22 protein-coding genes are annotated in these 22,570 nt (G+C 69.0%); 18 read left to right on the top strand and 4 right to left on the bottom strand.

Annotated features, from left to right (window positions below; translation table 11 throughout):
- Positions 1 to 303 precede the first annotated feature (303 nt).
- Positions 304 to 1,641, top strand: coding sequence for a replication initiation protein (locus tag ACRAQ3_RS20180; RefSeq protein ID WP_432257032.1), 1,338 nt, complete (start codon positions 304 to 306; stop codon positions 1,639 to 1,641).
- Between the two features lie 3 nt (positions 1,642 to 1,644).
- Here ACRAQ3_RS20180 and ACRAQ3_RS20175 read toward each other — a convergent pair whose 3' ends face one another.
- Positions 1,645 to 2,298: a GntR family transcriptional regulator gene (locus tag ACRAQ3_RS20175; RefSeq protein ID WP_085896970.1), complete on the bottom strand. Its 654-nt coding sequence runs from the start codon at positions 2,296 to 2,298 to the stop codon at positions 1,645 to 1,647.
- 131 nt (positions 2,299 to 2,429) lie between these two features.
- On the opposite strand from ACRAQ3_RS20175, the gene dctP reads away from it, so the two are divergent.
- The 11 genes from dctP to ACRAQ3_RS20120 all read left to right on the top strand — a co-directional run bounded on the left by dctP (position 2,430) and on the right by ACRAQ3_RS20120 (position 13,424).
- The gene (gene dctP, locus ACRAQ3_RS20170; protein WP_432257031.1) at positions 2,430 to 3,410 is read left to right on the top strand and encodes a TRAP transporter substrate-binding protein DctP; all 981 of its coding nucleotides are present in this window, start codon (positions 2,430 to 2,432) and stop codon (positions 3,408 to 3,410) included.
- A gap of 56 nt (positions 3,411 to 3,466) precedes the next feature.
- Positions 3,467 to 4,015 (top strand): TRAP transporter small permease subunit, encoded by a 549-nt coding sequence (locus tag ACRAQ3_RS20165; RefSeq protein ID WP_085896972.1) that lies wholly within the window; start codon positions 3,467 to 3,469, stop codon positions 4,013 to 4,015.
- Complete coding sequence (locus ACRAQ3_RS20160) at positions 4,015 to 5,334, top strand: TRAP transporter large permease (protein ID WP_432257030.1); 1,320 nt, start codon at positions 4,015 to 4,017, stop codon at positions 5,332 to 5,334. The genes ACRAQ3_RS20165 and ACRAQ3_RS20160 overlap by 1 nt, the downstream gene beginning before the upstream one ends.
- Positions 5,331 to 6,587 carry a malonyl-CoA decarboxylase gene (locus tag ACRAQ3_RS20155; protein ID WP_269397585.1) on the top strand — a complete coding sequence of 419 codons (1,257 nt, stop codon included), beginning with the start codon at positions 5,331 to 5,333 and terminating at the stop codon, positions 6,585 to 6,587. Before ACRAQ3_RS20160 ends, ACRAQ3_RS20155 begins: the two co-directional genes overlap by 4 nt.
- A gap of 2 nt (positions 6,588 to 6,589) precedes the next feature.
- The gene (locus tag ACRAQ3_RS20150) at positions 6,590 to 8,092 is read left to right on the top strand and encodes a malonate--CoA ligase (RefSeq protein WP_432257092.1); all 1,503 of its coding nucleotides are present in this window, start codon (positions 6,590 to 6,592) and stop codon (positions 8,090 to 8,092) included.
- 159 nt (positions 8,093 to 8,251) lie between these two features.
- Positions 8,252 to 9,145 (top strand): L-threonate dehydrogenase, encoded by an 894-nt coding sequence (gene ltnD, locus ACRAQ3_RS20145; protein WP_432257029.1) that lies wholly within the window; start codon positions 8,252 to 8,254, stop codon positions 9,143 to 9,145.
- On the top strand, positions 9,145 to 10,380 hold the full coding sequence (gene otnK / locus ACRAQ3_RS20140; RefSeq protein ID WP_432257028.1) for a 3-oxo-tetronate kinase: 1,236 nt from the start codon (positions 9,145 to 9,147) through the stop codon (positions 10,378 to 10,380). The genes ltnD and otnK overlap by 1 nt, the downstream gene beginning before the upstream one ends.
- On the top strand, positions 10,377 to 11,021 hold the full coding sequence (locus tag ACRAQ3_RS20135; RefSeq protein WP_432257027.1) for an aldolase: 645 nt from the start codon (positions 10,377 to 10,379) through the stop codon (positions 11,019 to 11,021). The genes otnK and ACRAQ3_RS20135 overlap by 4 nt, the downstream gene beginning before the upstream one ends.
- Complete coding sequence (locus tag ACRAQ3_RS20130; protein WP_432257091.1) at positions 11,018 to 11,809, top strand: hydroxypyruvate isomerase family protein; 792 nt, start codon at positions 11,018 to 11,020, stop codon at positions 11,807 to 11,809. The genes ACRAQ3_RS20135 and ACRAQ3_RS20130 overlap by 4 nt, the downstream gene beginning before the upstream one ends.
- A complete protein-coding gene (locus ACRAQ3_RS20125) occupies positions 11,806 to 12,741 on the top strand; it encodes a 2-hydroxyacid dehydrogenase (RefSeq protein ID WP_432257026.1) in 936 nt (311 codons plus the stop codon). The genes ACRAQ3_RS20130 and ACRAQ3_RS20125 overlap by 4 nt, the downstream gene beginning before the upstream one ends.
- A gap of 101 nt (positions 12,742 to 12,842) precedes the next feature.
- Positions 12,843 to 13,424: a hypothetical protein gene (locus ACRAQ3_RS20120; RefSeq protein ID WP_432257025.1), complete on the top strand. Its 582-nt coding sequence runs from the start codon at positions 12,843 to 12,845 to the stop codon at positions 13,422 to 13,424.
- A 40-nt stretch (positions 13,425 to 13,464) separates the two neighbouring features.
- On the opposite strand, the gene ACRAQ3_RS20115 is transcribed toward ACRAQ3_RS20120, so the two are convergent.
- Together ACRAQ3_RS20115 and ACRAQ3_RS20110 are read right to left on the bottom strand one after the other, a co-directional pair.
- Positions 13,465 to 14,310 carry a fumarylacetoacetate hydrolase family protein gene (locus ACRAQ3_RS20115; protein WP_432257024.1) on the bottom strand — a complete coding sequence of 282 codons (846 nt, stop codon included), beginning with the start codon at positions 14,308 to 14,310 and terminating at the stop codon, positions 13,465 to 13,467.
- The gene (locus tag ACRAQ3_RS20110; protein WP_432257023.1) at positions 14,307 to 15,011 is read right to left on the bottom strand and encodes a GntR family transcriptional regulator; all 705 of its coding nucleotides are present in this window, start codon (positions 15,009 to 15,011) and stop codon (positions 14,307 to 14,309) included. Before ACRAQ3_RS20110 ends, ACRAQ3_RS20115 begins: the two co-directional genes overlap by 4 nt.
- A 154-nt stretch (positions 15,012 to 15,165) precedes the next feature.
- Between ACRAQ3_RS20110 and ACRAQ3_RS20105 the strand changes: the two genes are divergently transcribed.
- From ACRAQ3_RS20105 to ACRAQ3_RS20080, 6 genes are all read left to right on the top strand, one after another.
- A complete protein-coding gene (locus ACRAQ3_RS20105) occupies positions 15,166 to 16,179 on the top strand; it encodes a TRAP transporter substrate-binding protein (protein ID WP_269397592.1) in 1,014 nt (337 codons plus the stop codon).
- Between the two features lie 85 nt (positions 16,180 to 16,264).
- Complete coding sequence (locus ACRAQ3_RS20100) at positions 16,265 to 17,068, top strand: TRAP transporter small permease subunit (protein WP_269397593.1); 804 nt, start codon at positions 16,265 to 16,267, stop codon at positions 17,066 to 17,068.
- Positions 17,068 to 18,663 (top strand): TRAP transporter large permease, encoded by a 1,596-nt coding sequence (locus tag ACRAQ3_RS20095; RefSeq protein ID WP_269397594.1) that lies wholly within the window; start codon positions 17,068 to 17,070, stop codon positions 18,661 to 18,663. The genes ACRAQ3_RS20100 and ACRAQ3_RS20095 overlap by 1 nt, the downstream gene beginning before the upstream one ends.
- A 53-nt stretch (positions 18,664 to 18,716) precedes the next feature.
- Positions 18,717 to 20,210, top strand: a complete 1,494-nt coding sequence (locus tag ACRAQ3_RS20090) for a UxaA family hydrolase (RefSeq protein WP_432257022.1) — start codon at positions 18,717 to 18,719, stop codon at positions 20,208 to 20,210.
- Between the two features lie 10 nt (positions 20,211 to 20,220).
- Entirely contained in the window at positions 20,221 to 20,937 is a 717-nt protein-coding gene (locus ACRAQ3_RS20085) for an SDR family oxidoreductase (protein ID WP_432257021.1), read from the top strand.
- Positions 20,937 to 21,812, top strand: coding sequence for a DMT family transporter (locus ACRAQ3_RS20080; RefSeq protein WP_432257020.1), 876 nt, complete (start codon positions 20,937 to 20,939; stop codon positions 21,810 to 21,812). The genes ACRAQ3_RS20085 and ACRAQ3_RS20080 overlap by 1 nt, the downstream gene beginning before the upstream one ends.
- Here ACRAQ3_RS20080 and ACRAQ3_RS20075 read toward each other — a convergent pair.
- The gene (locus ACRAQ3_RS20075) at positions 21,809 to 22,564 is read right to left on the bottom strand and encodes a FadR/GntR family transcriptional regulator (protein ID WP_432257019.1); all 756 of its coding nucleotides are present in this window, start codon (positions 22,562 to 22,564) and stop codon (positions 21,809 to 21,811) included. The genes ACRAQ3_RS20080 and ACRAQ3_RS20075 overlap by 4 nt on opposite strands.
- Positions 22,565 to 22,570 lie beyond the last annotated feature (6 nt).

Genomic DNA, 22,570 nt, shown 5'->3' with positions numbered 1-22,570 from the left:
TGCAGGAGCGGAGGTTCCCGGATTCAGGGCCGTGCAACGGTCGCGAAACCCATCTCGATACGGGGATATTGACGGGTTTCGGCGCAACTGGCGCCCCCGAAACCGCCTCGATTCGCGCTGCCGGGGGCGCAGGGTACCCGGTTTCGGGATGCCCGCTGCGCAACGCGCGCTGCGGTCACGGAAAGGTACCCCTTTACGGGATAGGATCGGAATGGCGCGAAGGTACCCAGATCGCGCTTGCGTGAAGGTGCCACAAGGTGCAGCCTGCGGCACGCGCCGGATCGGGTGCGGCAAGGGATTGTTATGGCGGGCGAACGGCAGGCACAGGGCACGAAGGTCAGGGCGACGACCCCGGCACGGATCGACGTCGAGGGGCTGAGCGGCGCGCTCCGCCGCGGCACCGTGAAGAAGAACGTCGCCGCGATCCATATCGGTGGCAAGCTGACGCTGCTGCAGCGCAAGCTGTCGAACGTGTTGCTGCTCAACGCCTATGACACGCTGCTGAGCCAGAGCGTGCACCGGATCGACGCGCGCACCCTGTGCCTGATGATCGGCTACAACTCGAACGACATCGACAGCCTGCGCGACGCGCTGCGCGGGCTGGCCGAGACCGTGGCCGAATGGGACATGCTCGACGAGAAGGGGCGACAGGAATGGGGGGTCTCGGCGCTCCTTGCCCATGCGCGGCTGCGCGACGGGGTCTGCGACTATGCCTATTCCCCGGCGCTGGCCGAGAAGCTTCACGACCCACGGGTCTTCGCGCTGATCAATCTCGACATCCAGCGCCGCTTCACCTCCGGGCACGGGCTGGCGCTCTACGAGAACTGCTACCGCTTCGTGCGCACCGGCTCGACCGGCTGGTGGCCGCTCGAAGTGTTCCGCCGGCTGATGGGGGTGGATGACAGCGACTACTATCGCAGCTTCAAGCATCTCAACGCCAAGGTCATCAAGCCCAGCGTCGAGGAGGTGAACCGCTCCTCGAACATCCTGATCGAGCCCGAGTTCAAGCGCATGGGCCGCTCGGTCAAGGAGCTGCGATTCCTGATCCGGGAGAACCCGCAGCTGGCCATGCTCGACATCGATGACGGGCAGGCGCTGCGCAGCCAGCCGGTTTATGAGCGGCTGCGGGCGCAGGGCGTGTCGGACCGGCTGGCGCGGCAATGGATCTCCGAGCATGGCGCCGAGGCGGTGGCCGAAAAGCTCGACTGGGTATCCGGGTGCGACAATGTCCGCAGCCCGGTCGGGTTCCTGCGCGCCGCGCTCGACAATGGCTGGGCGGGGGAGGGGGCGCCGCCCGCTCAGGCCCCCGCGCCCGAACCGAGCGACGCGGCCCGCAAGGCCGCCGATGCCCGGATCGCGCGGCAGGCCGAGGCGGAGGCCGAGATCGACATGCGCGCGGCGCGGCGTGCGGCGCGGGTGGCGCGGTTCCAGGCGGTGGCCGAGGCGGTCAAGCGGCGCAACCCGACCCAACGCGATGCCGACCGGCGGCTGATGCTGAGCCAGCTCGAAGGCGAGCTGGAGCGCGAGGATTTCCGCCGCCATGGCTGGGAGAGCGCGCTCAACGCCCGCGCCATCTTCGCCTTCTGGGAGGAGATGCAGCCCGGGCTGTTCGAGGAGCTGCCGGAGCTGCCGCCCGAGTGACGCCTATTCGGCGGCGCGCAGCCCCGCCATCAGGTGGTGGAATTTCTCGCCCTGCACCGCGACGTGTTCGCGCAGCAGCCGCGCCGCGCGATCGGCCTCGCCCGCGCGCAGCGCCGCGACGATCGCCTGATGCTCGGTCATCGACTGCGCCATGCGGCCGCGCAGATGCAGTTGGGTGCGGCGGAACGGCTTGAGCCGGCGATGCAGCCGCCCGGCCTCGGCCGCGAGAAACCGGTTGCCGGACTGTTCGTAGATCAGGTGGTGGAACACCTCGTTCTCGCGGTAATAGGCATCGCTTTCGCCGGCCTCCAGCGCCTCGCGGCAGCGGTCGTTGGCGGCGTCGAGATCGGCGAGCGCCGCGTCGGTGATGCGCTGCGCGGCGAGGCGGCCGCAGCTGGCCTCGATCTCGGCCATCACCTCGAACATTTCCAGCAGCTCGACCGCGCCGACCTCGCGCACGAAGACGCCGCGGCGCGGCTGCTGCTCGATCAGCCCGGCGGCGGCGAGCTTCTGGAACGCCTCGCGCAGGGGCGTGCGCGAGACCCCGTGCTCCTCGGCCAACCGGGTCTCGTCGAGCCTCGTGCCGGGGCGGAACCGGCCGCGCAGGATCTCGTCCTCGAGCGTCTCGGCGATCAGGTCGCTGCGGCTGCGGCTCATGGCGCCGATCCCTTCGCATATGCAGAAAAGCCATTCTTGTATACGAGAGCTTGACTCCGAATACAATCCCGCGCAGCGTGACCCGGCGTCGGATGGGGGAGCATCGCGGCGCGTCGTTTGGGAGGACGAGAATGAACAAGATCACCCTGCTCGCGGCCGGGGCCGCGCTGCTCGCGCCGCTGGCCGCCAATGCCGAGACGCTGCGGCTGTCGCATCAATGGGCCGAGGGCGACGTGCGCCATCAGGTCGCGCAGATGGTGGCCGAGGAGGTCGCCGCCGCCGATGTCGATCTGGAGATCCAGATCTTTCCGAACCAGACCCTGTTCAAGGCGCGCGAGCAGTACACGCCGCTGTCGCGCGGCCAGCTCGACATGACGGTGCTGCCGCTGAGCTATGCCGGCGGCCAGCAGCCCGCCTACAACCTCACCCTGATGCCCGGCCTCGTGCGCAATCTCGAGCACGGCAACCGGCTGTCGAAATCCGAGTTCGGCGACGCGATCCGCGAGACCATGGCCGAGGATGACGTGATGGTGCTGGTCGACGGCTATCTCGCCGGTGGCTTCGGCTCGAACAAGGGCTGCATCACCGCGCCCGAGGACGTCCAGGGCGTGACGATCCGCGCCGCCGGAAAGAGCTTCGAGGAGATGCTGGCGGGGGCAGGGGCCTCGATCGCCTCGATGGCCTCGTCCGAGATCTACCCGGCGCTGCAAACCGGCGTGCTCGACGCCGCCAACACCTCGTCCGAGAGCTTCGTGAGCTACCGGCTCTACGAGCAGCTGGAGTGCTACACGCCCGCGGGCGATACCGCGCTGTGGTTCATGTACCAGCCGCTGATCATGAACAAGACGACCTTCGAGGGCCTGACCGAGGAGCAGCAGGCGGCGCTGATGGCGGCGGCCGAGAAGGCCGAGGCCTATTACCTCACCGAGGGCAAGAAGGGCGACGACATGGCGCGCGAGACCTTCCGCGAGGCCGGGGTCGAGATCGCCGAGATGAGCGAAGAGGACTTCGAGGCCTGGCGCGAGCTGGCCAAGGAGACCGCGTTCAAGGTCTTCGTCGAGGAGACCCCGAACGGCCAGGAGCTGCTCGACAAGGCGCTCGCCGTCGAGTGAGCCGAGGCGGGCCCCGGCGCCGCGCCGGGGCCGACCCCATTTCCCGAGGACATTCCATGACCGAGATGACCCGGCGGGACGCCCCCGCCGCGATCCGCGCGATCGGCCATGTCTCGACCCTGTGCGGGGTCGTGGCGGCCGCCTTGATCTTCGTCTCCGTGCTGATCACCTGCCAGATGATCTTTCTGCGCGCGGTGCTGGGCCAATCCACCGTCTGGCAGACGGAAGCCGTGATCTACATGATGATCGGCGCGACGCTGCTGGGCCTGCCCTATGTGCAGAAGCTGCGCGGCCATGTCGGGGTCGACCTGGTGCCGGGGCTGCTGCCGGCGGGCGCGCGCAAGGCGCTGGCGCTGGCGGTGCTGTCCGCGACGATCGTGATGATCGGGCTGATGCTGTTCTATGGCTGGGAGATGTTCCACCTCGCCTGGGAGCGCAACTGGCGCTCGGAAACCGTCTGGGGCGTGAAGCTCTGGATTCCCTATCTCGCGGTCCCGCTCGGCTTCGCGCTCTTCGCGTTGCAGCTCGTGGCCGATCTCTGGGCCGTCGCCACCGGGCATGACGACGCCGATCCCAACGTCGCCCCCGAAGACCGGAGACACTGATGGAGCCGCTCACCCTCGGCGCGCTGGTCGCGCTGTTCACCGTGCTGGTGCTGTTCTCGGGCATCTCCGTCGGCACCGGCCTTCTGGTGGTCGCCACCGGGTTCCTGTTCTTCGTCGACGGCGCGCGCTCGCTCGAGGCACTGCCCGAGCTGTTCTTCGGCGAGCTCAACAGCTTCGCGCTGCTGTCGATCCCGATGTTCATCATCATGGGCGCGGCGATCTCGTCCTCGCGCGCCGGGCCCGATCTCTACGAGGCGCTGGAGCGCTGGCTCACCCGGGTGCCGGGCGGGCTGCTGGTGTCGAACTTGGGCGCCTGCGCGCTCTTCGCCGCGATGTCCGGTTCCAGCCCCGCGACCTGCGCCGCGATCGGCAAGATGGGCATCCCCGAGATGCGCAAGCGCGGCTACCCCGACGAGGTGGCCGCCGGGTCCATCGCCGCCGGCGGCACGCTGGGCATCCTCATCCCGCCATCGGTGACGATGATCGTCTACGGCATCGCGACCGAGACCTCGATCGGGCGGCTGTTCCTCGCGGGCGTCATTCCCGGCCTCGTGCTGACGCTCCTGTTCATCGCCTGGTCGATCTTCGACACCTGGCGGCGCGGTGCGGCGGGCGTGGCGCTGTCGGGCATCACCTATAGCTGGCGCCAGAAGATCGAGATCCTGCCGCGCGTGCTGCCCTTCCTCGCGATCATCCTCGGCGTGCTCTACGCGCTTTACGGCGGCATCGCGACGCCGTCCGAGACCGCCGCCGTCGGCGCGCTTCTGTGCATCGTCGTGGTGATGATCATCTACAAGATGGTGCAGCCCCGCGCGCTTTGGGCGATCCTGCGCGACAGCACCCGCGAGAGCGTGATGATCCTGTTCATCATCGGCGCGGCGGGGGTGTTCTCCTTCATGCTGTCCTCGCTGTTCATCACCCAGTCGGTGGCGGCCTGGATCGGCGATCTCGACGTGAACCGCTGGGTGCTGATGGCGATCGTCAACCTGTTCCTGCTGGTGGCGGGCTTCTTCCTCCCCCCGGTCGCGGTGATCCTGATGTCGGCGCCGGTCCTTCTGCCGATCATCACGGCGGCGGGGTTCGATCCCTACTGGTTCGCGGTGATCGTGACGATCAACATGGAGATCGGCTTGATCACGCCGCCGGTGGGCCTCAACCTCTACGTCATCAACGGCATCGCGCCAGACATCTCGCTCAAGAAGGTGCTGTTCGGCTCGCTGCCCTTCGTCGGCTGCATGATCGCGGCCATCGTGCTCCTGTCGGTGTTTCCGGGTCTGGCGACCTGGCTGCCCGACGCCGTCATGGGGAAAGCCATATGAGCATCCTGTCCGACGTCCTCTCGACCATCCTCGAGCGCCGCTACCCGTGGCAGCCGGCGCGCGAGGCCGACCACCGTTCGGACGCGGCGCTGATCGCGGACCTGCTGTCGAACGCCGGCGAGATCTCGGGGCTGACCTCGGCGCGCGAACTGCTCGAACGCTATGCTCACAAGGACGATGCCGCCAAGATCGCCTTCTTCGCGCATCTGGCGGAGGAGCTGGACATCGATCCCGAAACGGTGCGCAGCGCGCTCGACGCCTACGAGGCCAAGCCGGGGCCGAAGAGCTACCGCGCCTTTCTCGAGGCCGCCGAGCCGCCCCGGCAGGAGCTGGTGCGGCGGCTGAACCGGGTGCCCGGCGCCACGGCGCGGCTGGTGGCGATGCGCGCCGACCTGCTGCGGCTGCTCAGGCGCGACGATCCGCGCGCCGCGCTCGATCAGGATTTCCGGCACCTGTTCCAGAGCTGGTTCAACCGCGGCTTCCTGGTGCTGCGCCCTGTGAGCTGGGAGAGCCCGGCGCAGATCCTCGAGAAGATCATCGCCTACGAGGCGGTGCACGCGATCGACAGCTGGGACGATCTGCGCCGCCGGGTCGAGCCCACCGACCGGCGCTGCTTCGCGTTCTTTCACCCGGCGATGCCGGACGAGCCGGTGATCTTCGTCGAGGTGGCGCTGACCCGTGGCATTCCCGGCTCGATCCAGGGCGTTCTGGCCGAGGACCGCGAGGAGGTCGAGGCGGCGGAGGCGGACACGGCCGTGTTCTACTCGATCTCGAACTGCCAGTCGGGGCTCGCCGGCATCTCCTTCGGCAACTCGCTGATCAAGCAGGTGGTGGCGGATCTCTCGGCCGAGCTGCCCGGGCTCAGGACCTTCGTGACGCTGTCGCCGATCCCGGGGCTGCGGCGCTGGATGGACGGGCAGGAGATCGATCCGACCAAGCTCGACGACGAGGCGCTCAGGCGCATCGCGGCGACCTACCTGCTGACGGCCAAGCGCGAGGGCGGCATGCCGCTCGACCCGGTGGCGCGGTTCCATCTGGGCAACGGCGCGCAGCTGCACGCGGTGCATGCCAATGCCGACATCTCGCCCAAGGGCCGCGCCGAGAGCTGCGGCGCGATGGTGAATTATCTCTATGACCTGGGGAAGATCACCCAGAACCACGAAGGCTTTGCCAAGCGGCAGGAGGTGGCGGCGTCGGATGCCGTGCGCGGTCTCCTTCCCCGCCAGGGCCGGGCCCGCAAGGAAGGGGCATGAGCATGGCCAACCCGCTTTACGACACGCTGTTCGGGCGTCACGCCGGCAAGGAGACGCCGTTCCTGATCCTGCGCGATGGCGCCCGGATCAGCCATGCGGCGTTCCTGGGCCAGGCCGCGCGCATCGCCCATGCGCTGGTCGATGCCGGTCTGAAGCCCGGCGACCGGGTCGCGGCGCAGGTCGAGAAGAGCCCGCAGGCGCTGGCGCTCTATGCCGCCTGCGCGCAGGCGGGGCTGGTGTTCCTGCCGCTCAACACCGCCTACACGGTCGATGAGCTGAGCTATTTCATAGAGGATAGCGGCGCGCGGATAGTGATCTGCGATCCGGCGCGCGAGGCGGATCTCGCGCCCCTGGCCGAGCGGCTCGGGGCGCAGATCCTGACGCTGGGCGCCGATGGTCATGGCGGGCTGACGGCGCAGGCGGCGCGGCACGAGGACCGGTTCGAGACGGTGCCGCGCACGGGCGAGGACCTTGCGGCGTTCCTTTATACCTCGGGGACCACGGGTCGCTCCAAGGGCGCGATGCTCACCCAGGACAACCTCATCTCGAACGCAGTGACCCTGGTCGAGCACTGGCGCTTCACGGATGAGGACGTGCTGCTGCACGCGCTGCCGATCTTTCACACCCACGGGCTGTTCGTGGCGACCAACGTGATCGCGGTGGCGGGCGCGTCGATGATCTTCCTGCCGAAATTCGACCTCGACGCGCTGATCGAGCTGATGCCCGAGGCGACCTCGATGATGGGGGTGCCGACCTTCTACACCCGGCTCCTTGGCGACGCGCGGTTCACCCGCGAACTGACCGCGGGCATGCGGCTCTTCATCTCGGGCTCGGCGCCGCTTCTGGCCGAGACGCATGTCGAGTTCGAAAAGCGCACCGGGCACCGGATTCTCGAACGCTACGGCATGACCGAGACCAACATGAACACCTCGAACCCCTATGACGGCGAGCGGCGCGCCGGAACCGTGGGTTTCCCGCTGCCGGGTGTGGAGCTGAAGATCACCGACCGCGAGACCGGGGCCGAGCTGCCGCAGGGCGAGGTCGGGCTGATCGAGGTGCGCGGGCCCAACGTGTTCAAGGGCTATTGGCAGATGCCCGAGAAGACCAAGGCGGAGCTGCGCGAGGACGGCTTCTTCCTCACCGGCGATCTGGGGCGGATCGACGAGGATGGCTACGTCTCGATCGTCGGACGCGACAAGGACCTGATCATCTCGGGCGGCTACAACATCTATCCCAAGGAGATCGAGCTCCTGCTCGACGAGCAGCCCGGTGTGCTGGAGAGCGCGGTGATCGGCGTGAAGGACGCCGATTTCGGCGAGAGCGTGGTCGGCGTGCTGGTGCCGCGCCCCGGTGCCGAGATCGACCCCGAGGCGGTGATGGCGGCGATGCAGGGCAGCCTCGCGCGGTTCAAGCAGCCGCGCCGGATCGAGATCGTCGACGAGCTGCCCCGCAACACCATGGGAAAGGTGCAAAAGAACCTGCTGCGCGAGCGTTTCGCGGGCTGATTCCGGGACCGGGAGAGAGACAAGGCGTCGCGCGACCGCGCGGCGCCTTTCGTCATGCGCGGCGGCCCGGATCGGTAGGGCGGTGCGGTTCGTCGCCGCCGCCGATTGACAGGCCCGGCGAAGCATGGGACCAAATGGTATACCAAACGGGAGGCGCGCATGGCGGTGATCACGGTGATCGGTCTGGGATCGATGGGGCTCGGCATGGCGCTGTCGCTCAGGCGCGCGGGGCACCGGGTGATCGGCTGCGACCTGCGCGATGGTGCGGCGGCTCCGCTTCTGGCCGAGGGCGGCGAGGCGGGCACGCCGCGCGAGGCCGCGGCGCAAAGCGACATCGTGGTCAGCGTCGTGCTCAACGCGGCGCAGACCGAGGCGGTGCTGTTCGGGCCCGAGGGCTGCGCCGAGCGGCTGCGCGCGGGTGCGGCGATCATCTCCTCCGCCACGGTACCGCCGGAGGCCGCGCGGGCGATGGCAGCAAAAGCCGAGGCGATGGGGCTGCATTATCTCGACGCGCCGATCTCGGGCGGCGCGGCCAAGGCGGCGCAGGGGCGGCTGTCGATCATGGCCTCGGGCAGCGAGGCCGCCTTCGCCGCCGCCGCGCCCGCGCTCGATGCGATGGCCGAAACGGTGCATGATCTGGGTCGCGACGCCGGGGCGGGCTCGGCGATGAAGGCGGTGAACCAGCTTCTCGCGGGCGTGCATATCGCCGCGATGGGCGAGGCGCTGGCCATGGCGGCGAGCCAGGGGCTCGATCTGGGCCGGGTGGTCGAGGTGATCTCGGCTTCGGCCGGGACCTCGTGGATGTTCGAGAACCGGGCGCCGCACGTGGTCGAGGCCGATTACGCGGCGCGCTCGGCGGTGACGATCTGGCCCAAGGATCTCGGCATCGTCTCGGACATCGCGGCGGCGGCGGGGCTGCCGGTGCCGCTCACCCGAGCCGCGCTGGGACAGTTCGAGGCCGCGGTCGAGGCGGGCTGGGGCGCCGATGACGACGCCGCAGTGACGCGGGTCTATGCGCGGGCCGCGGGCCTTTCCCTTCCGGGGGATGCGTGATGCTGCTGGGTTGTATCGGCGATGATTTCACCGGTTCGAGCGATCTGGGCAACACGCTGACCAAGGCCGGGATGCGCAGCGTCCAGTATGTCGGCGTGCCCGACCGGCCCGCCGAGGCCGGGGTCGAGGCCGGGATCGTCGCGCTGAAATCGCGGTCGCTCCCCGTCGCAGAGGCGGTGCGCCAGTCGCTGGCGGCGCTGGACTGGTTGATGGCGCAGGGCTGCGAGCAGATCCTGTTCAAATACTGCTCGACCTTCGATTCCACGCCCGAGGGCAATATCGGGCCGGTGGCCGAGGCCCTAGCCGACCGGCTCGGGGCCGAGCAGGTGATCTTCTGCCCCGCCTTTCCGGCGGCCGGGCGCACGGTCTATCAGGGCCATCTCTTCGTCGGTGACCGGCTCTTGAGCGAGAGCGGGATGGAGAACCACCCGCTGACGCCGATGACCGACCCGGATTTGCGGCGCTGGCTGGCGCGGCAGGTGCGGGGCGAGGTCGGCCATGTCGCGGCCGCGCAGGTTTTCGAGGGGCCCCAGGCGATCCGCGCGGCCTTCGCCGCCAGCGGAGCGCGGCACCTGATCTGCGACGCGATCCGCGACGAGGACCTGCTGGCGCTCGGGCGCGCCGCCCAGGGCCACCCTCTGGTCACCGGCGGATCGGGCATCGCGATGGGGCTGCCGGAGGCGTTCCGAAGCGCCGGTCGGCTGTCCGGCGCGGCGGGCGGCTGGCGGGGGCAGAAGGGCCGGGCGGTCGTGCTGTCGGGCTCGTGCTCGAACGCGACGCGGGGCCAGGTCGCGGCCCATGCCGGACCCAGCCTGCCGGTGCGGATCGAGGCGCTGATGGCCGATGAGATCACGCCGCGTTGCGCCACCGAGTGGTCGCTGGCGCAGGAGGGGCTGCCGTTGGTCTACAGCTCGGCCGAGCCCGAGGCGGTGCGCGCCGCGCAGGAGCGGTTCGGCCGCGAGGCGGTGGCCGAGAAGGTCGAGGGTTTCTTTGCGGAGTCCGCGCGGGCGCTGGTGGCGCATGGGGTGACGCGGCTGATCACGGCGGGCGGCGAGACCTCGGGCGCGGTGGTCGAGGCGCTGGCGCCCAAGGCGCTCGAGATCGGGCCGGAGATCGCGCCGGGCGTGCCCTGCCTGCGCGCCGGGCCGGATCTGGTGCTGGCGCTGAAATCCGGCAATTTCGGCGGCGCGGACTTCTTTGCCGAGGCCGAGGCGATGCTGGGACGCGACGCATGAGCGAGGCGGGTCTGCGCGAGGCGATCTGCGCCCGGGCCGCGTCGCTCTTCGCGCGCGGGCTGACCGGCGGCGCCTCGGGCAACATCTCGGCGCGCTGCGAGGATGGCGGGCTCCTGGTCTCGCCCACGGGGGCGAGCTTCGGCAGCCTCGATCCGGCGCGGCTGGCGAAGTTCGACGCGAGCGGACGGCAGGTCTCGGGCGACAGGCCGACCAAGGAGATGCCGCTGCACGCCGCCTTCTACGAGACGCGCGGCACCGCCGGGGCGGTGGTGCATCTGCACTCGACCCATTCGGTGGCGCTGTCGATGCTGCCCGAGACCGACCCCGAGAACATGCTGCCGCCGCTCACCGCCTATTCGATCATGCGTTTGGGCAAGGTGCAGCTGCTGCCCTATTTCCGGCCCGGCGATCCGGCCATGGGCGACGCGGTGCGCGGGTTGGCGGGGCGGCGGAGCGCGGTGGTGCTGGCCAATCACGGCCCCGTCGTGGCGGCCAAGGATCTGGAGGCGGCGGTCTACGCGATGGAGGAACTGGAGGAGACGGCGAAGCTGGCGCTGCTTCTGCGCGGCGCGAACCCGCGGATGCTGAGCGAGGCGCAGATCCGCGACGTGGTGACGACATTCGACGTGGAGTGGGACTGATGTTTTCGGCCAATCTGGGATTTCTGTTCACCGACCGGCCGCTGCCCGAGGCGATCCGCGCCGCCAAGCGCCACGGTTTCGGCGCGGTGGAATGTCATTTCCCCTATGACACCCCGGCGCGCGAGGTGCGCGCTGCGCTCGACGAGACCGGGTTGGAGATGCTCGGGATCAACACCGTGCCGGGCGACACCGCTTCCGGTGATTTCGGCCTCGCCGCCGTTCCGGGGCGCGAGCGCGAGGCGCGGGCCGCGATCGAGCAGGCGCTGGATTACGCCGCAGAGATCGGCGCGCGAAACGTGCATGTCATGGCCGGGCGGACCGAGGATTTCGACGCCGCCGAGGCGCTGTTTCGCGGCACTTTGCGCGCGGCCTGCGATCTCGCCGCGCCGCGCGGCATCGGGCTCTTGATCGAGCCGATCAACCGGCGCGACGTGGCGGGCTATCATTTGAGCCATATCGAGCAGGCGGCGGCGACGGTGGCGGCCGTGGGTTCGGACGCGTTGAAGATCATGTTCGACTGCTACCACTTGCAGATCATGCAGGGCGACCTGATCCGCCGCTTCGAGACGCATCGCGAGATGATCGGCCACGTGCAGATCGCGGGCGTGCCCGACCGGGGCGAGCCCGATGGCGGCGAGCTGCATTACCCGAACCTCGTCGCGGCGTTCCGCGAGAGGGGATGGGGCGCGCCCATCGGCGCGGAATACAAGCCGCGCTCGGGGCGGACCGAGGACGGGCTCGGATGGATGGACGCATTCCCGCAGGAGCGGGCAGGGGGGACGGCATGAGCGAGATACTGGCGATCGGCAGCTACACCGAGACCGACATGGAGGGGCTGCGCGAGATGCGCGCGCGCGTGGTCGAAAGCCTCGACGCGATGCGTGGGCTGCCCGAGGCCGAGCGCGCGGCGGTGCGCGCGGTGGCTTACAAGGGCCACCATGATTTCGGTGCCGACGAGATGGCGCTGCTGCCTGGGCTCGGCGTGATCGCCAATTACGGGGTCGGCTACGACGCGATCCGGATCGACGCGGCGGACGCCGCCGGGGTGCGGGTCACCAACACGCCGGACGTGCTCAACGACGACGTCGCCGACCTTGCCGTGGCGATGCTCTTGATGCAGCAGCGGCGGATGCTGGCGGGCGACGCGCATGTGCGCTCGGGCGCATGGGCCGGTGGCGAAAGCTTTCCGCTCAACCGCAAGGTCTCGGGCCGGCGCGCAGGCATCATGGGGCTGGGCCGGATCGGGCGCGACATCGCCGATCGGCTGGCGGCGTTCAGGATGGAGATGCACTATCACGCGCGCTCGGAAAAGGAGACGCCGGGCTGGACCTATCACGCCGACCCGGTGTCGCTGGCGCGCGAGGTCGATTACCTCGTCGTGGCGCTGGTCGGCGGACCGGAGACCGAGAACTACGTCTCGAAGGAGGTGATCGAGGCGCTGGGGCCCGAGGGCGTGCTGATCAACATCTCGCGCGGCTCGACGGTGGACGAGGCGGCGCTCCTCGACGCGCTGGAGGCGGGGCGGCTCGGCGGCGCCGGGCTCGACGTGTTCCGCGACGAACCCCGGGTCGATCCGCGGTTCCACGCGCTGGAGACGGTCGTGCTGCAACCGCATCAGGGCTCGGGCACGCATGAGACCCGCGCCGCGATGGGGAAGCTACAGCGCGACAACATCGCGGCGTTTCTCGACGGGCGCGACCTCCTCACGCCGGTGAACTGAAGGCCTCCGAGCCGTAGCGCGACCGGCGCGGAAACGTCGGATCTGCGCTATACTCCGCGTCGCCCGCCCCAGCCCGGGACGGGCGTTTCGTGGAGGTTGAGATGTTCAGGACAAGTCTTGCGAGCGTGACGCTGGGGCTGCTGGTCACGCCGGTCGCCGCCGAAACCTACGATTTCGAGGCGCTGCGCGCCGCGGCTGAGAAATTCCGCGATGTCGAGGTGGCGCTGGCCGAGGGCTACATCCCCGACCTGTCCGGGCATTGCGTCTCGGCGGCGGCGGAGGGGCTGCCGCCGGAGCTGGGTGCGATGGGAATCCACTACCTGCACCCGGCCATGCTGCAGCTCGCCGAACCCGGCGAGCGGGTCGATGGCACAGGCACCCATACCGACTTTATGAAGCCCGCGATCCTACTCTACGAGCCGCAGGCGGACGGCTCGCTGGAGCTGGTCGGGGTGGAGAACCTGGTGTTCATGAAGGCCTGGGAGGAGGCGGGTCACAACGGGCCGCCGGAGATCAACGGCCGGATGTGGGACGCAATGGCCGACGACCCGGCCACCGACGGGGACGAGGCGCATGGCTTCATGCCGCATTACGACCAGCATGTCTGGCTGTTTCGCGAGAACCCGTCGGGCGAGCTTGAGCCCTTCAACCCGAACGTGAGCTGCGACCACGCCGGCCACTGAGCAAGGCACGGCCCCGCCCGACCGGCGGGGCCGCTGCGGCTCAGTCGGCGGCGACCGCCTCCTGACGCTGGCGGCCGAGCCCCTCGACCTCGATCTCCATCACGTCGCCGGGCTTGAGGAAGCGCTGCGGCGTCATGCCCATGCCGACGCCCGAGGGCGTGCCGGTGGCGATGACGTCGCCGGGCATCAGCTTCATGAACTGCGACATGTGGCTGATGATCTGGGCCACGGTGAAGATCATGTCGCCGGTGGTCTCGTCCTGCACCCGCTCGCCGTTCAGGTCGAGCGTGACGCGCAGGGCCTGCGGGTCCTCGACCTCGTCCGCCGTGACCAGCCACGGGCCGACGGGGCCGAAGGAGGGGGCCGACTTGCCCTTGATCCACTGGCCGCCGCGCTCGATCTGGAATGCGCGCTCGGAGACGTCGTTGATGGTGCAGTAGCCCGCCACGTGATCGAGCGCATCGGCCTCGGAGACGTAGAGCGCCTCGCGGCCGATCACCACGCCGAGCTCGACCTCCCAGTCGGCCTTCTCCGAGCCGCGCGGGATGATCACCGGGTCGAAGGGGCCCGACAGCGCCGAGGAGGCCTTGGAGAAGATGATCGGCTCCTTGGGCGGCTGCGCGCCGGTTTCGGCCGCGTGCTTGGCGTAGTTCAGGCCGATGCAGAAGAAGTTGGGCACGCGCGAGAGGCACGACCCGATCCGCCCCGGCTCCTCGACCAGCGGCAGGCTATCGGGATCGATGTCCCGGAGCCGGTCGAGCGCGGCGCGCGACACCGCGTCGCCGGCGAGGTCGTCGACATGCCCCGAGAGATCGCGCACCCGGCCCTCGCGGTCGAGCATCCCGGTCCTTTCCTGCCCGGCCGGGCCGTATCGCAGCAGTTTCATTCGATGTCCTTCTCGTTGGTGGTCAGGTCGCGCCCGGATTCGCGCAGTTCGAACAGGCGGGTGAGATTGACGATCAGCGCCGAGAGATGCGCGTCGATCTCGGCGCCGACCCGGGCCGGATCGCGGGTCTCGAGCCCGCGCACGATGTTCTCGTGCTGCGTGCGCACCCGCTCGCGGGCACGGCGCTGTACCGCGGAAAGATAGCGTTGGCGCCACATCCGCGCGAGATAGGCGGCATGGGTCTCGGCCAGCGCCGGGTTGTGCGAGGCCCGCGCGATGGCGGTGTGGAACGCCATGTCGATCTCGAACAGCTCGATCAGCGCGTCGCCCTCGGCGGTCTCGCTCAGGGCGAGGTGCCGCTCGGACAGGTCGCGGATCTCGGCGATCTCGGCGTCAGAGGCCTCGCGGCAGGCCAGCTCGCCCGACAGGATCTCGAGCGCCTTGAGTACCATCACCGAGTCGCGCACCTCCTTGAGCGAGGGGTCGGCGACGATCGGGCTGCGCGCCGGGCGCAGCTGCACCAGCCCCTCCTTGGCGAGGATGCGCACCGCCTCGCGAAGCGGGGTGCGGCTGACGCCGAGATCGACCGCGTTGTCGCGCTCCTTGATCGGGTCGCCGGGCGCGAGCTTGCCTCGGAGGATGTCGCGGCGCAGCTTCTGCGCGATCTGCTCGGCCAGTGGTGATGCGGTCATCTTGTCCATTGCTTGGTCGGTTCGAGGCGTCTGAATCTGGTATACCAAAAAATTCTTGTCTGTCGAGCAGCCCCTCGCTAGCGTGACCCTGCGGCTGGTATACCATCCTGGGGAGGAAGGCAGGCCGCGGAACTGGCGGAACACCCGCCGAGGGAGGAAAGTGATGAAGACCAGTATCGTATGTCTCTCCACCGCGCTGATGGCCGCCACGGCGCTGCCGGCGCTGGCGCAGGAAACATTGCGCATCCAGACGCATTACGCGCCCGAAACGGAATCCGGCAAGCTGGCCCAGCAATTCGCCGACGATGTCGAGGTGATGTCGGGTGGCGAGATCGACGTGGAGATGTTCTTCTCCTCCTCGGTGGTGAAGACCGTGGAGGCCTTCGACGCCGCCGCCAACGGCATTCTCGACTGCGACATGACCGGCGGCGCCTACCAGACCGGCAAGAACCCCGCCTTCCAGTTCGTGGGCGACATCATGGGCGGCTACGACACGCCCTGGCAGCAATATGCCTGGCTCTACAATGGCGGCTTCGAGACCGCGGACGAGCTCTACAACGGCTTCAACATGAAGCTCGTCGGCTGGTGGATCTACGGCCAGGAATCCATGTCCTCGACCAAGCCGCTGGCCGGGCCCGAGGATCTCAAGGACTGGAAGTTCCGCTCGCCGCCGGGGATGGAGACCGAGATCTTCGCCAATCTCGGCGCCTCGCCCGTGGTGATGGATTTCACCGAGATCTTCACGGCGCTGGAGACCGGGATCATCGACGGCGCCGACGCCTCCGGTTTGGCCAACAATGTCGGCCTCGGCCTGTACGATCTGGTCGAGCACGCGACCTATCCGGGCTTCCACTCGATGCCCTCGGACCACCTCGCCTGCCGCCTCGACAAGTGGGAGAGCCTGTCGGACGCGCATAAGCGGATCATCGACACCGCGATGCAGAAGCTGGCCTTCCAGACCGCGCTGACCTTCGAGGTCGCCAACAACGAGGCGGCGGCCGAGCTGCGCGAGAAGGGCGTGACGCTGCATGACTGGTCCGACGAGGACCGCAAGGTGTTCCGCGAGGCGGCGCAGGCGGCCTGGGCCGACTGGGCCACCAAGACCCCCGAGACCAAGGCGCTGGTCGACAGCCACATCGCCTTCATGCAGCAGCTCGGTCTGATCGCCGCCGAGTGATCCGGCCCGGCTGAGCGAAACCCGGCCCCCGATCCGTCGGGGGCCGGTCACGACAGAACCCCGCAAGGCGGCAAGGGAGAGGGCAGTGTCCATCAGGGCGACGACATCCATCAAGGACATCCTGTGGCCGGCGGTCTTCACCGCCTGCATGGCATGGCTGGTCTGGTACTTTCCGCGGTTCATCGTCTTCGCGGGGCTGGCCAACGACAACCTCAACTCGGGCTATCTCGGCGCCGGGCCGATCGACTTCGCGATCATGGCCGGGGCGGTCGTGGCGCTGGTGATGGGGCTGCGCCATGCCCGCACCACCGCGGGCGAAGGGGTGATCGAGACGCCGATCGACCGGCTCAGCCTGTTCCTCGGCCGGGTCACCATGCTGCTCGTGGTGATCCTCGTGGCGGTGATGTTCTACGAGGTGATGCTGCGCTACATCTTCGAGCGGCCGACGCTCTGGGCCAACGAGCTGAGCCTGTGGATGGCCGGGTTCATCTTCCTGCTCTCGGGGCTCTACTCGATGCAGCAGCGCAACCACATCCGCATCTACCTGCTCTACGACGTGCTGCCGCGACCGGTGCAGCGGATCTGCGACGTGATCTCCACCGCGCTGATCTGCGTCTTCGCCTTCGCGATGATCTGGGGCTCGTGGAACGAGGCGCGGGACAAGTTCCTGCGCTGGGAGACCTTCGGCACCGCCTTCGACCCGCCGATCCCCGCCACGCTCAAGCCGCTGGTGCTTCTGGTGATCGTGCTGGTCTCGCTTCAGGCGATCGCGAACCTGATCGCCGATTGGAACAAGGGCCCCGAGAGCCACGGGGTGATCGACGAGGGCGAGGTCGAGGACATGATCCAGACCGCCCGCGCGCAGCACGAACAGGGAAGACACGACTGATGTTCGATATCGGAACCATCTCGACGCTGCTGCTCCTGGCGATGCTCGGGCTTCTGGCCATCGGCATGCCGCTGGGCTTCGCCTCGGCCGTGCTCGCCGTGGGCGTGCTGGTGATGAAGTTCGGCCCCGACCTGCTCTTCGCCAATTTCGGCACCGGGCCGCTCAACATCCTGGCGCAGCGGATCTACGGCCTGCTCACCGACTACGTGCTGATATCGATCCCGCTCTTCATCTTCATGGCGAACCTGCTGGAGCGATCCGGCATCGCCGCCGAGATGTACAACTCGCTCAATGTCTGGCTGAACCGGACCCGTGGCGGCATCGCCATCGTCACCTCGATCATGGCGGTGATCATGGCGGCGATGTCGGGCATCATCGGCGGCGAGGTGGTGCTTCTGGGCCTGATCGCGCTGCCGCAGATGCTGCGGCTGGGATACGACCGCAACCTCGCCATCGGCACGATCTGCGCCAGCGGTTCCCTGGGCACCATGATCCCGCCCTCGATCGTGCTGATCATCTACGGGCTGATCACCGAGACCTCGATCAAGGCGCTGTTCACCGCCTCGTTCCTGCCGGGCTTCATTCTCGCCTCGTTCTTCATCATCTACATCGTGGTGCGCACCCGCCTGAACCCGGCGCTGGCGCCGCTGCCCGATCTCGACCCGTCCGAGCCGGAGCTGGCCGAGAAGCGCAAGCTGTTCGGGACCTTCCTTCTGACGATCATCGGCGGCTTCGCGGGCGCGCTGTTCCTGCGGGCCCTGTTCCTGACCGTGACCGGGCAGAACGCGGCGCGCGAAGGCGTGGCCGACATCGCCTTCGGCACCCCGGCATATGTCGCGATCTTCGGCGTGGTGACGCTGGCGGCGCTGGGGCTGATCTTCGGGGTGATGGGGCGCGAGCGGTTCCGCACCTCGTGGTCGATGGGCAAGGGCCTCGTCGGGCCGATGGTCGTCATCGGGGTGGTGCTGGGCTCGATCTATGGCGGCATCACCGGCATCACCGAGGCGGCCGGGATGGGCGTCATCGCGGTGGGCGTGATCGCGGCGCTCAGGGGCGAGATGAGCTTCAACCTGCTGTGGGAGGCGCTCAAGCGGACGCTGAAATCGACCGGTACGATCATCTGGGTGACGATCGGCGCGACGGCGCTGGCGGGGGCCTATACCATCGCGGGCGGGCCGACCTTCATCGCCTCGACCATCGTCGGCAGCGACCTGCCCACCATGGGGGTGATCCTGATCATGATGGCGATCTTCCTGGTGCTGGGCGCCTTCATGGACTGGGTCGGCATCGTGCTCCTGGTGATCCCGGTGTTCCTGCCGATCATCCTGCGGCTGCCGATCGAGGAAATCGGCCTGTTCGGCACGCTGGAGCCCGCGCATCTGTCGATCTGGTTCGGGGTGGTGTTCTGCATGAACATGCAGGTGAGCTTCCTCAGCCCGCCCTTCGGCCCGGCGGCCTTCTACCTCAAATCCGTGGCGCCGCCCGAGATCTCGCTGACCGACATCTTCCGCGGCTTCCTGCCCTTCATCGCGATCCAGCTCGCGGCCCTGTCCCTGCTGCTGATCTGGCCGCCGCTGGTGTCGGTGTTCCTCTAGGCCAACCGGGCGGGCCGTGACGGCCCGCCCCTCCCATTCGAGAGACCTCGCCCATGTCCGCCCTGATCCGACTAGACGCCGCAGACAACGTCGCCACCGCGCGCCGTGCCATCAGCCCCGGCGAAGAGGGGGCGACGACCCCGGTGCCGCGCGGCCACAAGATGGCGCTGGAGCCGATCCCCGAAGGGGCGGCCGTGACAAAATACGCGCAGGTGATCGGTTACGCCGCCGAGGACATCCCGGCGGGGGCGCATGTGCATGTCCACAACCTCGCCTTCCGCGACATCGACCACGAACACGCCTTCGGCTCGAACCTGCGGCCCGCGCCTGCGCCCGAGCGGCGCGATCACTTCATGGGCTACCGACGGGCCACGGGGCGGGTCGGCACCCGCAACTACATCGCGGTGCTCACATCGGTGAACTGCTCGGCCACCGCGGCGCGGCTGATCGCGCAGGCCTTCACGCCCGAGAAGCTGGCCGCCTATCCGAATGTCGACGGTGTCGTGGCCTTCGTGCATGGCACGGGTTGCGCCATGGGCGGCGACGGCACCGGGTTCGAGCTGTTGCAGCGCACCCTGTGGGGCTATGCGCGCAACCCCAATGTCGGCGGCGTGCTGATGGCGGGGCTGGGCTGCGAGATGATGCAGATCGACTGGCTGATCGAGGCTTACGGCCTTACCCCCGGCCCGCTGTTCCGCACGATGAACATCCAGGACGTGGGCGGGCTGCGCCGCACGGTCGAGGCCGGTGTGGCGGCGATCGAGGAGATGCTGCCCGAGGTCGACAGGGCGCGGCGCGAGGAATGCCCGGCCTCGGAGCTGATGGTGGCGCTGCAATGCGGCGGCTCGGACGCGTGGTCGGGGATCACCGCCAACCCGGCGGTCGGTTACGCCTGCGACCTTCTGGTGGCGCAGGGCGGCACCGGGGTGCTGGCCGAGACGCCCGAGATCTACGGCGCCGAGCACCTGCTGACCGCGCGCGCGGCGAAGCCGGAGGTGGGCGAGAAGCTGATCGGGCTGATCGAGTGGTGGCGCGACTACACCGCGCGCAACCGCGGCTCGATGGACAACAACCCCTCGCCCGGCAACAAGGCGGGCGGGCTGACGACGATCCTCGAGAAATCGCTCGGCGCGGCGGCCAAGGGCGGCACGACGCCGCTCATGGGGGTCTACCGCTATGCCGAGCCGGTGACCGAAAAGGGCTTCGTCTTCATGGACAGCCCCGGCTACGATCCGGCCAGCGTGACCGGGCAGATCGCGAGCGGTTGCAACCTCGTGGCCTTCACCACCGGGCGCGGCTCGGCCTTCGGCGCCAAGCCGTCGCCCTCGATGAAGATCGCGACCAATTCCGAGATGTTCGCCCGGATGGAGGAGGACATGGACATCGATGCGGGCCGCATCCTGACGGGCGGCGCGACGGTCGAGCAGGTCGGGCGCGAGATCTACGAGACATGGCTGCGCATGGCCTCGGGCGAGACATCGAAATCCGAGGCGCAGGGGCTTGGCGATTACGAGTTCGTGCCCTGGCAGGTCGGGGCGGTGATGTGAGGAGAGGCAGATGAGACTGGCAGGCAAGCGCGCCTTCGTCACGGCGGCGGGGCAGGGGATCGGCCGGGCCATCGCCGAGGCCTATACCCGCGAGGGGGCCGAGGTGGTCGCGACCGATCTCGACGGCGGCAAGGTCGCGGATATCGGCGGCCGCGCGCTCGACGTGACCGACAAGGCGGCGCTGCAGGCGGCGGTGCGTGATGCGGCGCCCGACATCCTCGTCAACTGCGCGGGCATCGTGCATGCGGGCTCGATCATGGAGGCCAGCGACGCCGATCTCGACTTCGCCTTCGCGCTCAACGTGCGGGCGCAGTTCCACGCGATGCAGGCGGCGCTGCCGGGCATGGTCGAGCGGGGCGGGGGGGCGATCGTCAACATCGCCTCGGTCTGCTCCTCGATCCTCTCGGCGCCGAACCGCTTCGTCTATGGCACCACCAAGGCCTCGGTCATCGCGATGACCAAGTCGGTGGCCAAGGATTTCGTGACGCAGGGCATCCGCGCCAACGCGATCTGCCCCGGCACCGTCGACAGCCCGTCGCTGCACGACCGGCTGCGGGCCACGGGCGATTACGAGGCGGCGATGGCCGCCTTCATCGCGCGCCAGCCGATGGGCCGGATCGGCCGGGCGGAGGAGGTCGCGGCGCTGGCGGTGTATCTGGGCTCCGATGAGGCGGCATTCACCACCGGACAGGCGCATATCATCGATGGCGGCTGGGCCAACGGCTGATGGAGGCGGTGCGCCCGCGCGAGGAACGGACCGGCTTCGGACTGGTGCTGATGGGCTGCGCGGTGGGGTTCTTCACCTGCATCGACACCTCGGCGAAATGGCTGATCCTCGCCGGGTTCCCGGCCTTGCAGGTGGTCTTCGCGCGCTATGCGGGGCACCTGCTGCTGTCGCTGGCGCTCTACATGCCCGGCGGCGGTCTGGCGCAGTTCCGCTCGGCGCGGCCGATGCTGCAATTCCTGCGCTCCTCCTTCCTGCTGGGCAGCACCTTTCTCAACTTCACGGCGCTGAACTACCTGCCGCTGACCGTCACCACGACGGTGATGTTCGCCGGGCCGATCGCGGTGACGCTCCTGTCGATCCCGATGCTGGGCGAGCGGGTCGGCATAAGGCGTCTCGTGGCGGTGCTGGTCGGGTTCTCGGGCGTGCTGGTGGTGGTGCAGCCATGGGGCGCGGCGTTCCACCCGGCGATGATCCTGTCGCTGGGCGCGCTGAGCTGCGCTTCGCTCTATTTCGTGCTGACGCGGATGATCGCCGGGGCCGAGAGCACGGCGACGAGCCAGCTCTGGTCGAGCGGGCTGTCGACGCTGGTGATCGCGCCGATGGTGCTGCCGGTCTGGCAATGGCCCACGACCCTGCTGGAGGGGGTGATGCTTGGCGCGATCGGGCTGTTCGGCGGGGTGGGCCACATCCTCGCCACCGTGGCGCATCGCTTCGCCGATGCCTCGCTGCTGGCGCCGGTGGTCTATATCCAGATCCTCTTCGCCTCGCTGGCGAGCATCCTCGTCTTCGCGACATGGCCCACCCCCTGGACGCTTCTGGGCGGCGCGATCATCGTCGCGGCGGGGGGCTATATCTGGAACCGCGAGCGGCGCTAGGCACCGCTGCCCCAGGCGCGGATGCGGTCGGCGACGCGGGCGTCCGGCGCGCCGCCCTCCTCGCGCTCGCGCCAGCGGTCGAGCAGCGGCTGGCCCGAATTGCGGCAATGCACCCGCATGGCGCGGCGCGCGGCCTCGGCGTCGGCGTCGGCGAATGCGTCGAGGATCGCGAGGTGCTCGGCCTCGTAGAAGCGCGCCACGTCGGCCGCGTCGCGGCGGTTGTTGGCACGGGTCCATTCGGGAAAGCGCCGGCGGGCGCGCCAGAACTCCTCGACGATGCCGACGAAGACCGAGTTGCCGGTGGCCCGCGCGATGGTGACGTGGAAGTCCCGGTCGAGCCGCTCGACCTCCGAGAGCGGCAAGGCGGGGTCGGCCATGCCGGCGACCAGCCCGCGCAGATGCGCCAGATCCGAGGCATCCACGAAGGGCGCGGCGGCGGCGGCGATCTCGGGCTCGATCCGGTAGCGTGCCTCGACCAACTCGTAGAAGCCGGGCTGGGCCGGCGGCTCGGAGGGTGCCTCGGGCAGCGTTTCGGCGACGCAGGCGCCGGCGCCGAAACGGGTGACCACATAGCCCATCAGCTCCAGAGCGATCATCGCCTCGCGCACCGTGGTGCGGCTGACGCCCAGGCGCTCGACCAGATCCTTGTCGGCGGGCATCTTGGCGCCGAGGGCGAGATCGCCCGCGCGGATCGCGGCGGCGATCTCATCGGCCACGAGCCGGTAGCGCGGGGTCTGGATGATGGGCTTCACGCGATC

It is taken from the genome of Limimaricola sp. AA108-03, assembly GCF_050847355.1.
In the GTDB taxonomy this organism is placed as follows: Bacteria; Pseudomonadota; Alphaproteobacteria; order Rhodobacterales; family Rhodobacteraceae; genus Limimaricola.
Note: the sequence above shows the minus strand (reverse complement) of the source record. Positions and strands in the feature narration are given on the sequence as shown.